The sequence below is a fragment of the Enterobacter sp. RHBSTW-00994 genome (assembly GCF_013782625.1).
Lineage (GTDB): Bacteria > Pseudomonadota > Gammaproteobacteria > Enterobacterales > Enterobacteriaceae > Enterobacter.
This window is the reverse complement of the sequence record NZ_CP056199.1, coordinates 3,536,385-3,549,842: the sequence shown is the minus strand read 5'-3', so window position 1 is coordinate 3,549,842 and position 13,458 is coordinate 3,536,385. Positions and strand designations below refer to the sequence as shown.

Here is a 13,458-nt window from a genome sequence, read left to right as displayed (position 1 = left end):
CACACGACGAAACGCCTCCCATTCAGGGGAAGGTAAAAAAGAATGCGAAGAAGAACAGCGTTTGTTTCATGAAGTCATCCTGTGATTGATACCGTTTAAAGTACCCGTACTGTTTTCATCCTGTCAATAAAAAACGCGCCCGAAGGCGCGTTGGCGGTACACTCAATTTAAAGGATTACTCTTCTTCAACTTCTTCCGCGAGGCTGGCGTCTTTCACCGATGTTGCGGCGCGACGGGCTTCGCCTTTGTGTTGCACTTTATTGAGCTGCCGTTCCAGCTTGTTGATCAAATCGTTGATTGCGGTGTACATATCTTCATGTTTAGCGCTGGCGACCAGATGGCCGTTTGGAGTATTGATAGTTGCGTCAGCGATAAAACCCTGTGGCTCCTTAGACAGAATGATATGTGGGTTAATCAAATGAGTTTGCCATTTATCCAGTTTGGCGAGACGGTCTGCGACGTGCTGGCGAATTGCCGGAGTAATTTCCATTTGTTTACTGGTAATGTTCATTGTCATAAATTTTACCTCTTGTCTTTCCGTCTTGGTGATTCCAGCATACCTGTCCTAATGTCAAAATGTGTGATCTAAATCACGTTATTTTGTCGGTTTTTGTCAGGGAATCTTTTTTGTGAGGCAGGACAGGAAGAGATGATTTTTACCTTGTCGAAGTCGGGAATTACGGTCATAGTTGATAGGATGTGCTGTAGCTAAACCGCTTCAGCTTATGACGAAAACGCATAAAAAAACGGCAGCCCAGAGGCTGCCGTTTTGCATGGTGCTGTACGTCAGGTATTGCTGCTGTTTGCTGCAATAATTTTCGCCACTTTTTCGGCTTGCGCATTCATCTGCATTTGACGGTATGCATTTTCCATGAGTTTCAGACCATCACGTGTTGCCTGTGTATCCGGATAATCGCGCAGCATACCTTCTACTCGGTTGACTACGGCTACCCACGCACCACGACGGGTGTAGTACTCCGCAACTGAATATTCATATTTAGCCAGGCGATCTTTCAGGAACACCAGGCGTTTGGTTGCATCTGTAATGTACTGGCTGTTCGGGTAACTGCGCACCAGCTTGGAGAAGTCATTAAAGGCGTCACGTGCGTGTTGCGGGTCACGGTCTGAGCGATCAACACCGAAGAACCCCTGTAAAGCACTGTCATCAAGCGCCATGTTAGTCAGACCGCGCATATACATGACATAATCAATGTTAGGATGAGTCGGGTTCAAACGCATGAAGCGATCGATCGTAGCCTGAGCCAGCGGCAGGTCGGCATTTTTATAGTAAGCGTAGATGAGATCTAACTGTACCTGCTGCGAATACGGACCAAATGGATAGCGATTATCCAGCGCTTCCAGTTGCGTTATCGCCTGTTTCCAGTTACCGTCCTGCAGTTTTTGTTGTGCAGTCGCATAGATTTCATTCGGCGGATTGTCAGGGACCTGTTCATTTGAACCGGAGCAGCCCACCAAAGCCAGGCTCAACGTGGCCGCTGCCACCAGATATTTCATGCGCGTCATGACGTTTTGACTTTCCTCAAATGTTTGTCCGGGAGAATCTCTTTCCTGCTCCCGATTAAGACCAGCTACAATAGCACACTATATTAAACGGCAAAGCCGTAAAACCCAACGTTAAACGAAGAAGCAGTCTATGGCACAACGAGTAGAACTCACCGCAACAGTCTCCGAAAATCAGCTCGGTCAACGCTTAGATCAAGCTTTGGCTGAAATGTTCCCTGATTATTCGCGTTCACGCATAAAAGAATGGATTCTCGACCAGCGCGTGCTGGTTAACGGTAAAGTCTGGGACAAACCGAAAGAGAAGGTGTTAGGTGGGGAAGCTGTCGCCATCAATGCTGAAATTGAAGAGGAAGTCCGCTTCGAGCCGCAGGATATCCCACTGAACATTGTCTATGAAGATGATGATATTTTGGTGATTAACAAGCCGCGCGATCTGGTTGTTCATCCCGGTGCGGGAAACCCTGACGGTACAGTGCTTAACGCACTGCTCCACTATTACCCACCGATTGCCGACGTTCCGCGTGCGGGTATCGTGCACCGTCTTGATAAAGACACCACTGGTCTGATGGTTGTGGCGAAAACTATCCCAGCTCAGACGCGTCTGGTCGAATCGTTGCAACTGCGCGAAATCACCCGTGAATACGAAGCGGTCGCGATTGGTCATATGACATCTGGTGGTACAGTAGAAGAACCCATTAGCCGTCATCCAACCAAGCGTACCCATATGTCGGTGCATCCTATGGGCAAACCGGCAGTGACGCACTACCGCATTATGGAACATTTCCGTATCCATACGCGCTTGCGTTTACGCCTGGAAACGGGCCGTACGCATCAGATCCGTGTACATATGTCACATATTACTCATCCGCTGGTAGGTGATCAGGTATACGGTGGGCGTCCGCGTCCGCCAAAAGGTGCGTCGGACGAGTTTATCAGCGTATTGCGTAAATTCGATCGTCAGGCGTTGCATGCAACGATGCTACGTCTTTACCACCCAATCAGCGGTATTCAGATGGAATGGCATGCGCCGATCCCGCAGGATATGGTTGAGCTTATCGATGCGATGCGCGCTGATTTTGAAGAGCATAAGGATCAAGTGGACTGGTTATGACCAAACTGATTGTCCCGGAGTGGCCACTGCCTGAGGGGGTGGCTGCCTGTAGTTCGACCCGTATTGGCGGTGTAAGTCTGGAAGCATGGGCATCTCTGAATCTCGGTGCACACTGCGGTGATAATCTTGAGCACGTTGAAGAAAACCGTAAGCGTGTGTTTACTGCAGGAAATCTGCCTTCAAAACCGGTCTGGCTGGAACAGGTGCACAGTAAAGACGTTTTGAAGCTTACAGGCGAACCCTATGCTTCAAAACGTGCTGATGCTTCCTACAGTAATACGCCAGGGACTGTGTGTGCTGTGATGACGGCAGATTGCCTGCCGGTGTTATTCTGTAACCGTGCAGGAACAGAAGTGGCTGCAGCACATGCGGGTTGGCGTGGTTTGTGCGAAGGGGTGCTTGAGGAAACAGTCGCCTGCTTCAACGATAGTCCTGCCAATATTATTGCCTGGCTTGGCCCGGCAATTGGTCCTCAGGCATTTGAAGTTGGGCTGGAGGTTCGCGAGGCGTTTATGGCGAAAGACCCGCAAGCTGAGACCGCCTTCTCCCCCGTTGGTGAAAAGTATCTTGCCGATATTTATCAACTCGCCCGTCAACGCCTGAATCGTCTGGGTATCACGCAAATCTTCGGCGGAGATCGTTGTACCTTCACCGAAAAGGGTGATTTTTTCTCTTATCGTCGCGACAAGACCACGGGGCGTATGGCAAGTTTTATTTGGCTGATATAACCTAAAGAATCAAGACGATCCGGTACGTGCCGTTTTCTTTTCACATAATTCAGGTCATTAACCTTGAATAATTGAGGGATGACCTCATTTAATCTCCAGTAGCAAATTTGACCTGTTATGGGAGGAGTTATGCGTCTGGATCGTCTTACTAATAAATTCCAGCTTGCTCTCGCCGATGCCCAGTCTCTCGCACTGGGGCACGACAACCAATTTATCGAACCTCTTCATCTAATGAGCGCCTTGCTGAATCAGGAAGGGGGATCGGTACGTCCTTTATTAACGTCTGCTGGCATTAATGCTGGCCAGTTACGCACAGCCATCGATCAGGCTCTGAGCCGTCTACCTCAGGTAGAAGGTACGGGCGGTGATGTGCAACCGTCTCAGGATCTGGTGCGAGTGCTGAATCTTTGCGACAAGCTGGCGCAAAAACGTGGGGACAACTTTATTTCGTCAGAACTGTTTGTTCTGGCGGTGCTTGAATCACGCGGTACGCTGACCGATCTGCTGAAGACTGCCGGAGCAACAACCGCCAATGTGACTCAGGCGATTGAAAATATGCGCGGAGGTGAAAGCGTGAACGATCAGGGAGCCGAAGACCAGCGTCAGGCTTTGAAAAAATTTACAGTCGATCTGACCGAGCGTGCCGAACAGGGCAAGCTTGATCCGGTGATCGGCCGTGACGAAGAAATTCGCCGCACTATTCAGGTGCTGCAACGTCGTACCAAAAATAACCCGGTGTTAATTGGTGAGCCTGGTGTAGGTAAAACAGCCATTGTCGAAGGACTGGCGCAGCGTATTGTGAACGGTGAAGTGCCGGAGGGGCTGAAAGGTCGACGTGTATTGGCGCTGGATATGGGTGCGCTGGTGGCAGGGGCAAAATACCGTGGTGAGTTTGAAGAGCGTCTGAAAGGTGTGCTTAACGATCTGGCCAAGCAGGAAGGCAACGTCATTCTGTTTATCGATGAATTACACACGATGGTCGGTGCAGGAAAAGCAGACGGCGCAATGGATGCCGGGAATATGCTGAAACCTGCTCTGGCACGCGGTGAACTTCACTGCGTTGGGGCGACGACGCTGGATGAATATCGCCAGTACATTGAAAAAGACGCTGCGCTGGAGCGTCGTTTCCAGAAAGTGTTTGTGGCTGAACCGACTGTCGAAGATACCATCGCGATTTTGCGTGGTCTGAAAGAGCGTTATGAACTGCATCATCATGTGCAGATCACTGATCCGGCAATTGTTGCGGCGGCGACGCTTTCACATCGCTATATTGCGGATCGCCAGCTTCCGGATAAAGCTATAGATTTGATTGATGAAGCGGCATCAAGTATCCGTATGCAGATCGACTCGAAACCGGAAGAGCTCGACAGGCTTGATCGTCGAATTATCCAGCTAAAACTGGAACAGCAGGCACTGAAGAAAGAGTCGGATGAAGCCAGTAAGAAACGCCTGGATATGCTTAATGAAGAGCTGGACGACAAAGAGCGACAGTATTCTGAGTTAGAAGAAGAGTGGAAAGCGGAAAAAGCCTCTCTTTCCGGAACTCAGACGATCAAGGCTGAGCTGGAGCAGGCAAAAATTGCGATTGAGCAAGCTCGCCGTGTGGGTGACCTGGCGCGCATGTCTGAACTGCAATACGGAAAAATCCCTGAACTGGAAAAACAGTTAGAGTCGGCTACGCAGTCAGAAGGCAAAACTATGCGTTTGTTACGTAACAAAGTGACTGATGCAGAAATTGCGGAGGTGCTTGCGCGTTGGACCGGTATTCCTGTTGCTCGCATGATGGAAAGTGAGCGAGAAAAACTGTTGCGGATGGAACAAGATCTGCACCAGCGTGTTATTGGTCAGGATGAAGCCGTTGAAGCCGTATCGAATGCGATTCGTCGTAGCCGTGCGGGATTGTCCGATCCAAATCGCCCTATTGGTTCGTTCCTGTTCCTTGGGCCTACGGGTGTGGGTAAAACAGAACTGTGCAAAGCTCTGGCTAACTTTATGTTCGACAGCGATGACGCCATGATTCGTATCGATATGTCCGAGTTTATGGAGAAACACTCTGTGTCGCGTCTGGTTGGCGCTCCTCCGGGATATGTTGGTTATGAAGAGGGGGGCTATCTGACAGAAGCGGTTCGGCGTCGTCCTTACTCCGTCATCCTGCTGGATGAGGTGGAAAAAGCGCATCCGGATGTGTTCAACATTCTGCTACAGGTTCTGGATGATGGACGACTCACTGACGGGCAGGGGAGAACGGTTGATTTCCGTAATACGGTAGTCATTATGACGTCTAACCTGGGCTCTGATCTTATCCAGGAGCGTTTTGGTGAGCTGGATTACGGGCATATGAAGGATCTGGTGATGGGCGTGGTAAGCCACAGCTTCCGTCCTGAGTTCATTAACCGTATTGATGAAGTGGTTGTGTTCCATCCATTGGGTGAAAAACATATTGCCTCTATTGCACAAATCCAGTTGCAGCGCCTTTATAAACGTCTGGAAGAGCGTGGATATGAAATCCACATTTCTGATGAGGCGCTGAAACTGCTTAGCGAGAACGGCTACGATCCTGTTTACGGTGCACGTCCTCTGAAACGCGCTATCCAGCAGCAGATCGAAAACCCTCTGGCACAGCAAATCCTTTCGGGAGAGCTGATTCCAGGTAAAGTGATTCGTCTGGAAGTGAATGACGATCGAATTGTGGCAGTGCAGTAAGTCACAAAACATCAAAAACGGGCCGCTTGCGGCTCGTTTTTGTTTAAAAACCAGGCGAAAATGAATGTCTGGAGGGTGTTTTGCCTGGAAAGTGAGCGGTCAGTAGATAATTTTCACTTTGCACTTGCAGCTTCAGAATAACTCCCTATAATGCGCCTCCACTGACACGGAACAACGGCAAGCGAGCCGCCGGATCAGCAGGGTTCTCCGGCGAAAGCAGATGAAGAATCCCGGAGAAAAGCGAAAATAAAAGCTTGACTCTGTAGCGGGAGGGCGTAATATGCACACCCCGCGCCGCAGCGAAAAGCGAGGCGGCACTGCTCTTTAACAATTTATCAGACAATCTGTGTGGGCACTCAAAGTGACATGGATTCTTGACGTCGCAAGACGAAAAATGAATACCAAGTCTCTGAGTGAACATACGTAATTCATTACGAAGTTTAATTCACGAGCATCAAACTTAAATTGAAGAGTTTGATCATGGCTCAGATTGAACGCTGGCGGCAGGCCTAACACATGCAAGTCGGGCGGTAACACAGGGAGCTTGCTCCCGGGTGACGAGCGGCGGACGGGTGAGTAATGTCTGGGAAACTGCCTGATGGAGGGGGATAACTACTGGAAACGGTAGCTAATACCGCATAATGTCGCAAGACCAAAGAGGGGGACCTTCGGGCCTCTTGCCATCAGATGTGCCCAGATGGGATTAGCTAGTAGGTGGGGTAATGGCTCACCTAGGCGACGATCCCTAGCTGGTCTGAGAGGATGACCAGCCACACTGGAACTGAGACACGGTCCAGACTCCTACGGGAGGCAGCAGTGGGGAATATTGCACAATGGGCGCAAGCCTGATGCAGCCATGCCGCGTGTATGAAGAAGGCCTTCGGGTTGTAAAGTACTTTCAGCGGGGAGGAAGGCGTTGTGGTTAATAACCACAGCGATTGACGTTACCCGCAGAAGAAGCACCGGCTAACTCCGTGCCAGCAGCCGCGGTAATACGGAGGGTGCAAGCGTTAATCGGAATTACTGGGCGTAAAGCGCACGCAGGCGGTCTGTCAAGTCGGATGTGAAATCCCCGGGCTCAACCTGGGAACTGCATTCGAAACTGGCAGGCTAGAGTCTTGTAGAGGGGGGTAGAATTCCAGGTGTAGCGGTGAAATGCGTAGAGATCTGGAGGAATACCGGTGGCGAAGGCGGCCCCCTGGACAAAGACTGACGCTCAGGTGCGAAAGCGTGGGGAGCAAACAGGATTAGATACCCTGGTAGTCCACGCCGTAAACGATGTCGACTTGGAGGTTGTTCCCTTGAGGAGTGGCTTCCGGAGCTAACGCGTTAAGTCGACCGCCTGGGGAGTACGGCCGCAAGGTTAAAACTCAAATGAATTGACGGGGGCCCGCACAAGCGGTGGAGCATGTGGTTTAATTCGATGCAACGCGAAGAACCTTACCTACTCTTGACATCCACGGAATTTAGCAGAGATGCTTTAGTGCCTTCGGGAACCGTGAGACAGGTGCTGCATGGCTGTCGTCAGCTCGTGTTGTGAAATGTTGGGTTAAGTCCCGCAACGAGCGCAACCCTTATCCTTTGTTGCCAGCGGCTAGGCCGGGAACTCAAAGGAGACTGCCAGTGATAAACTGGAGGAAGGTGGGGATGACGTCAAGTCATCATGGCCCTTACGAGTAGGGCTACACACGTGCTACAATGGCATATACAAAGAGAAGCGACCTCGCGAGAGCAAGCGGACCTCATAAAGTATGTCGTAGTCCGGATTGGAGTCTGCAACTCGACTCCATGAAGTCGGAATCGCTAGTAATCGTAGATCAGAATGCTACGGTGAATACGTTCCCGGGCCTTGTACACACCGCCCGTCACACCATGGGAGTGGGTTGCAAAAGAAGTAGGTAGCTTAACCTTCGGGAGGGCGCTTACCACTTTGTGATTCATGACTGGGGTGAAGTCGTAACAAGGTAACCGTAGGGGAACCTGCGGTTGGATCACCTCCTTACCTTAAAGAACCTGCCTTTGTAGTGTCCACACAGATTGTCTGATGAAAAGTAAATAGCAAGGCGTCTTGCGATTGAGACTTCAGTGTCCCCTTCGTCTAGAGGCCCAGGACACCGCCCTTTCACGGCGGTAACAGGGGTTCGAATCCCCTAGGGGACGCCACTTGCTGGTTTGTGAGTGAAAGTCACCTGCCGATATATCTCAAAACTGATTCCGTTGCGTGAGCAGCGAGTCACGTTTGAGATATTTGCTCTTTAAAAATCTGGATCAAGCTGAAAATTGAAACGACACACTGTGTCTGTTCTCCGTAATAAGAACAGATGAAGGTGTGTTCGAGTCTCTCAAATTTTCGCAATTTGATGATGAATCGAAAGAAACATCTTCGGGTTGTGAGGTTAAGCGACTAAGCGTACACGGTGGATGCCCTGGCAGTCAGAGGCGATGAAGGACGTGCTAATCTGCGAAAAGCGTCGGCGAGGTGATATGAACCTTTGACCCGGCGATGTCCGAATGGGGAAACCCAGTGCAATTCGTTGCACTATCGTTAACTGAATACATAGGTTAACGAGGCGAACCGGGGGAACTGAAACATCTAAGTACCCCGAGGAAAAGAAATCAACCGAGATTCCCCCAGTAGCGGCGAGCGAACGGGGAGCAGCCCAGAGTCTGAATCAGCAGGTGTGTTAGTGGAACGGTCTGGAAAGTCCGGCGGTACAGGGTGATAGTCCCGTACACAAAAACGCATCTGGTGTGAACTCGAAGAGTAGGGCGGGACACGTGGTATCCTGTCTGAATATGGGGGGACCATCCTCCAAGGCTAAATACTCCTGACTGACCGATAGTGAACCAGTACCGTGAGGGAAAGGCGAAAAGAACCCCGGCGAGGGGAGTGAAAAAGAACCTGAAACCGTGTACGTACAAGCAGTGGGAGCCTCTTTATGGGGTGACTGCGTACCTTTTGTATAATGGGTCAGCGACTTATATTCTGTAGCAAGGTTAACCGAATAGGGGAGCCGAAGGGAAACCGAGTCTTAACTGGGCGTTAAGTTGCAGGGTATAGACCCGAAACCCGGTGATCTAGCCATGGGCAGGTTGAAGGTTGGGTAACACTAACTGGAGGACCGAACCGACTAATGTTGAAAAATTAGCGGATGACTTGTGGCTGGGGGTGAAAGGCCAATCAAACCGGGAGATAGCTGGTTCTCCCCGAAAGCTATTTAGGTAGCGCCTCGTGAACTCATCTTCGGGGGTAGAGCACTGTTTCGGCTAGGGGGCCATCCCGGCTTACCAACCCGATGCAAACTACGAATACCGAAGAATGTTATCACGGGAGACACACGGCGGGTGCTAACGTCCGTCGTGAAGAGGGAAACAACCCAGACCGCCAGCTAAGGTCCCAAAGTCATGGTTAAGTGGGAAACGATGTGGGAAGGCACAGACAGCCAGGATGTTGGCTTAGAAGCAGCCATCATTTAAAGAAAGCGTAATAGCTCACTGGTCGAGTCGGCCTGCGCGGAAGATGTAACGGGGCTAAACCATGCACCGAAGCTGCGGCAGCGACACTATGTGTTGTTGGGTAGGGGAGCGTTCTGTAAGCCGTTGAAGGTGTCCTGTGAGGGATGCTGGAGGTATCAGAAGTGCGAATGCTGACATAAGTAACGATAATGCGGGTGAAAAGCCCGCACGCCGGAAGACCAAGGGTTCCTGTCCAACGTTAATCGGGGCAGGGTGAGTCGACCCCTAAGGCGAGGCCGAAAGGCGTAGTCGATGGGAAACAGGTTAATATTCCTGTACTTGGTGTTACTGCGAAGGGGGGACGGAGAAGGCTATGTTAGCCGGGCGACGGTTGTCCCGGTTTAAGCATGTAGGCGGAGAGTTTAGGTAAATCCGGACTCTTTTAACGCTGAGGTGTGATGACGAGGCACTACGGTGCTGAAGTAACAAATGCCCTGCTTCCAGGAAAAGCCTCTAAGCATCAGGTAACACGAAATCGTACCCCAAACCGACACAGGTGGTCAGGTAGAGAATACCAAGGCGCTTGAGAGAACTCGGGTGAAGGAACTAGGCAAAATGGTGCCGTAACTTCGGGAGAAGGCACGCTGATATGTAGGTGAAGCCCCTGCGGGTGGAGCTGAAATCAGTCGAAGATACCAGCTGGCTGCAACTGTTTATTAAAAACACAGCACTGTGCAAACACGAAAGTGGACGTATACGGTGTGACGCCTGCCCGGTGCCGGAAGGTTAATTGATGGGGTCAGCGGCAACGCGAAGCTCTTGATCGAAGCCCCGGTAAACGGCGGCCGTAACTATAACGGTCCTAAGGTAGCGAAATTCCTTGTCGGGTAAGTTCCGACCTGCACGAATGGCGTAATGATGGCCAGGCTGTCTCCACCCGAGACTCAGTGAAATTGAACTCGCTGTGAAGATGCAGTGTACCCGCGGCAAGACGGAAAGACCCCGTGAACCTTTACTATAGCTTGACACTGAACACTGGTCCTTGATGTGTAGGATAGGTGGGAGGCTTTGAAGCGTGGACGCCAGTCTGCGTGGAGCCGCCCTTGAAATACCACCCTTTAATGGCTGGTGTTCTAACGTGGACCCGTGATCCGGGTTGCGGACAGTGTCTGGTGGGTAGTTTGACTGGGGCGGTCTCCTCCCAAAGAGTAACGGAGGAGCACGAAGGTTAGCTAATCCTGGTCGGACATCAGGAGGTTAGTGCAATGGCATAAGCTAGCTTGACTGCGAGAGTGACGGCTCGAGCAGGTGCGAAAGCAGGTCATAGTGATCCGGTGGTTCTGAATGGAAGGGCCATCGCTCAACGGATAAAAGGTACTCCGGGGATAACAGGCTGATACCGCCCAAGAGTTCATATCGACGGCGGTGTTTGGCACCTCGATGTCGGCTCATCACATCCTGGGGCTGAAGTAGGTCCCAAGGGTACGGCTGTTCGCCGTTTAAAGTGGTACGCGAGCTGGGTTTAGAACGTCGTGAGACAGTTCGGTCCCTATCTGCCGTGGGCGCTGGAGAATTGAGGGGGGCTGCTCCTAGTACGAGAGGACCGGAGTGGACGCATCACTGGTGTTCGGGTTGTCATGCCAATGGCATTGCCCGGTAGCTAAATGCGGAAGAGATAAGTGCTGAAAGCATCTAAGCACGAAACTTGCCCCGAGATGAGTTCTCCCTGACCCTTTAAGGGTCCTGAAGGAACGTTGAAGACTACGACGTTGATAGGTCGGGTGTGTAAGCGTAGCGATACGTTGAGCTAACCGATACTAATGAACCGTGAGGCTTAACCTTACAACGCCGAAGATGTTTTGGCGAAAGAGACATGATAATCAGCCTGATACAGATAATATTAGCCGGCGAAAGCGGGTTAATGAACAGAATTTGCCTGGCGGCTTTAGCGCGGTGGTCCCACCTGACCCCATGCCGAACTCAGAAGTGAAACGCCGTAGCGCCGATGGTAGTGTGGGGTCTCCCCATGCGAGAGTAGGGAACTGCCAGGCATCAAATAAGCAGGAAACCCCGGTCCGAAAGGTCCGGGGTTTTTTGCGTCTGTGTACCTGCGTATTTTCGTCAGCCTCACCCTGAAACTGCATTGTTGCTTCTGCCATCTCCTCCTGATTCCTTATCATGCTAATTAAATATGTGATCGTTCTCTCGATATTATAAGCAACAAAATAATAACATTTAATTATCAAATAACTGAGTCACCGAGAGAACGCCAGGCCGGTATTTATGGCAGGAGCATCACGACAATGACAGAGAGCATCACATCGCAAGAGGTACTGGCGAGCAGTGATACCCGACGAAGGGTATGGGCAATCATCAGTGCTTCTTCTGGAAATCTGGTTGAATGGTTTGATTTTTACGTCTACTCATTTTGTTCGCTTTATTTCGCCCATATATTTTTCCCATCTGGAAATACCACAACACAGTTACTGCAGACGGCAGGGGTATTTGCCGCAGGTTTCTTAATGCGTCCTATTGGTGGTTGGCTGTTTGGGCGAATTGCCGATCGCCAGGGACGAAAAACCTCAATGTTAATCTCAGTTTGTATGATGTGTCTGGGGTCATTAGTCATCGCCTGCTTACCGGGTTATGACGCTATTGGCACATGGGCTCCAGCATTGTTGTTAGTGGCCCGATTATTTCAGGGACTGTCTGTTGGTGGCGAATACGGTACTAGCGCAACATACATGAGTGAAATCGCGCTTGAGGGGCGTAAAGGTTTTTATGCTTCCTTCCAGTATGTCACGCTTATTGGTGGTCAGCTCCTGGCAATCCTGGTGGTGGTGATCTTGCAGCAGATACTGACCGATGAACAACTCCATAGCTGGGGATGGCGAATTCCCTTTGCTATGGGAGCGATACTGGCAGTTGTTGCCCTTTGGTTACGTCGTCAGTTAGATGAAACCTCACGAAAAGAAGTAATGTCATTGAAGGAAGCAGGGACATTCAAGGGACTCTGGCGAAATCGCAAAGCGTTTCTGATGGTTTTAGGATTCACCGCTGGCGGTTCGCTCAGTTTCTACACCTTTACGACGTACATGCAAAAGTACCTGGTAAACACGACGGGAATGCATGCAAATGTCGCCAGTGTAGTGATGACCGTGGCGCTATTCGTTTTTATGTTGATACAACCCTTGATTGGTGCGCTTTCAGATAAAATAGGACGCCGCGCATCGATGCTGATTTTTGGCGCAATGTCAGTACTCTGCACTGTTCCCATTTTAACTGCGCTTCAGCGCGTTTCCTCACCATACGCGGCATTTGCACTCGTGATGTTGGCAATGGTGATTGCCAGTTTTTATACCTCTATTAGTGGAATATTGAAGGCTGAGATGTTTCCTGCGCAAGTTCGAGCTCTGGGGGTTGGGCTCTCTTATGCTGTCGCGAACGCCCTGTTTGGTGGTTCTGCCGAGTATCTTGCGCTATTGCTGAAGTCATTGGGGAGTGAATCGGCCTTCTTCTGGTATGTCACAGCAATGGGAGCGCTGGCTTTCATTGTTTCCTTGATGTTACATCGTAAAGATAAGGGGATTCGCCTTTAATAATGCGCCAGTTGCCACACGGCATAGCCGGTCGTTGCACCGGCTACATCCCAGGCAAAATCTTTCCAGCTCCAGCCACTTCCTGCAGTACGGCTGTCCCAAAGCTCTTTTGACGCACCAAGGCTTACTGAGAACATGAAGCCGATAGCTGCGCTATGATCCCGGCTATAGCCCTGATGTTGAGCATACTCGTTACCTGCGGCAGACAGCATGGCAGATGCAATAAAATGTTGAGCTTTATCCTGACCTTGCCAGTTATCATTAGCCATATGGCTACAGCCTGTCAGGCACAGTAGGGTGATAGGGAAAATAATGCGCATGCGAGCTCCATAAAAAG

8 protein-coding genes, 1 tRNA gene, 3 rRNA genes and 1 other annotated feature (1 of these 13 cut by a window edge) are annotated in these 13,458 nt (G+C 50.7%); of the genes, 8 read left to right on the top strand and 4 right to left on the bottom strand.

The features are described from left to right. Positions 1-71 (bottom strand) — a sequence feature (Phe leader region) (it extends 55 nt beyond the left edge of the window). The 3 genes from pheL to bamD form a co-directional block, all read right to left on the bottom strand. Further along, positions 23-70, bottom strand: a complete 48-nt coding sequence (pheL, locus tag HV346_RS23315) for a pheA operon leader peptide PheL (RefSeq protein WP_203452719.1) — start codon at positions 68-70, stop codon at positions 23-25. Its footprint overlaps the feature before it by 48 nt. 104 nt (positions 72-175) lie before the next feature. Beyond that, positions 176-517: a ribosome-associated translation inhibitor RaiA gene (gene raiA / locus HV346_RS16975; RefSeq protein WP_181620429.1), complete on the bottom strand. Its 342-nt coding sequence runs from the start codon at positions 515-517 to the stop codon at positions 176-178. Between the two features lie 269 nt (positions 518-786). After that, entirely contained in the window at positions 787-1,524 is a 738-nt protein-coding gene (gene bamD / locus HV346_RS16970; protein WP_181620428.1) for an outer membrane protein assembly factor BamD, read from the bottom strand. Positions 1,525-1,654: 130 nt separating this feature from the next. On the opposite strand from bamD, the gene rluD reads away from it, so the two are divergent. From rluD to HV346_RS16930, 8 genes are all read left to right on the top strand, one after another. Beyond that, positions 1,655-2,635, top strand: a complete 981-nt coding sequence (rluD, locus tag HV346_RS16965; protein ID WP_181620427.1) for a 23S rRNA pseudouridine(1911/1915/1917) synthase RluD — start codon at positions 1,655-1,657, stop codon at positions 2,633-2,635. Further along, complete coding sequence (gene yfiH, locus HV346_RS16960) at positions 2,632-3,363, top strand: purine nucleoside phosphorylase YfiH (RefSeq protein WP_181620426.1); 732 nt, start codon at positions 2,632-2,634, stop codon at positions 3,361-3,363. The genes rluD and yfiH overlap by 4 nt, the downstream gene beginning before the upstream one ends. Before the next feature lie 129 nt (positions 3,364-3,492). After that, positions 3,493-6,066: an ATP-dependent chaperone ClpB gene (gene clpB / locus HV346_RS16955; RefSeq protein ID WP_181620425.1), complete on the top strand. Its 2,574-nt coding sequence runs from the start codon at positions 3,493-3,495 to the stop codon at positions 6,064-6,066. A gap of 462 nt (positions 6,067-6,528) precedes the next feature. Continuing rightward, positions 6,529-8,068, top strand: a 16S ribosomal RNA gene (locus HV346_RS16950). A gap of 85 nt (positions 8,069-8,153) precedes the next feature. Next, positions 8,154-8,229: transfer RNA gene (locus HV346_RS16945), tRNA-Glu, on the top strand. A gap of 231 nt (positions 8,230-8,460) precedes the next feature. After that, positions 8,461-11,364 (top strand): 23S ribosomal RNA (locus HV346_RS16940). A 93-nt stretch (positions 11,365-11,457) separates the two neighbouring features. Further along, positions 11,458-11,573: ribosomal RNA gene (rrf, locus tag HV346_RS16935) — 5S ribosomal RNA — on the top strand. The 16S, 23S and 5S rRNA genes sit together here with 1 tRNA gene alongside, the layout of an rRNA operon. A 252-nt stretch (positions 11,574-11,825) precedes the next feature. After that, entirely contained in the window at positions 11,826-13,121 is a 1,296-nt protein-coding gene (locus tag HV346_RS16930; protein WP_181620424.1) for an MFS transporter, read from the top strand. Here the strand turns inward: HV346_RS16930 and HV346_RS16925 are convergent. Next, positions 13,118-13,441: a YfiM family lipoprotein gene (locus HV346_RS16925; protein WP_181620423.1), complete on the bottom strand. Its 324-nt coding sequence runs from the start codon at positions 13,439-13,441 to the stop codon at positions 13,118-13,120. The two genes, HV346_RS16930 and HV346_RS16925, sit on opposite strands and share 4 nt — an antisense overlap. Between the last annotated feature and the right edge of the window lie 17 nt (positions 13,442-13,458).

Bases quoted from the DNA above. Each gene is read 5' to 3' on its own strand.
- yfiH (WP_181620426.1), top strand. From the start codon at position 2,632: ATGACCAAACTGATTGTCCCGGAGTGGCCACTGCCTGAGGGGGTGGCT.
- raiA (WP_181620429.1), bottom strand. From the start codon at position 517: ATGACAATGAACATTACCAGTAAACAAATGGAAATTACTCCGGCAATT.
- HV346_RS16925 (WP_181620423.1), bottom strand. From the start codon at position 13,441: ATGCGCATTATTTTCCCTATCACCCTACTGTGCCTGACAGGCTGTAGC.
- HV346_RS16930 (WP_181620424.1), top strand. From the start codon at position 11,826: ATGACAGAGAGCATCACATCGCAAGAGGTACTGGCGAGCAGTGATACC.
- rluD (WP_181620427.1), top strand. From the start codon at position 1,655: ATGGCACAACGAGTAGAACTCACCGCAACAGTCTCCGAAAATCAGCTC.
- clpB (WP_181620425.1), top strand. From the start codon at position 3,493: ATGCGTCTGGATCGTCTTACTAATAAATTCCAGCTTGCTCTCGCCGAT.
- bamD (WP_181620428.1), bottom strand. From the start codon at position 1,524: ATGACGCGCATGAAATATCTGGTGGCAGCGGCCACGTTGAGCCTGGCT.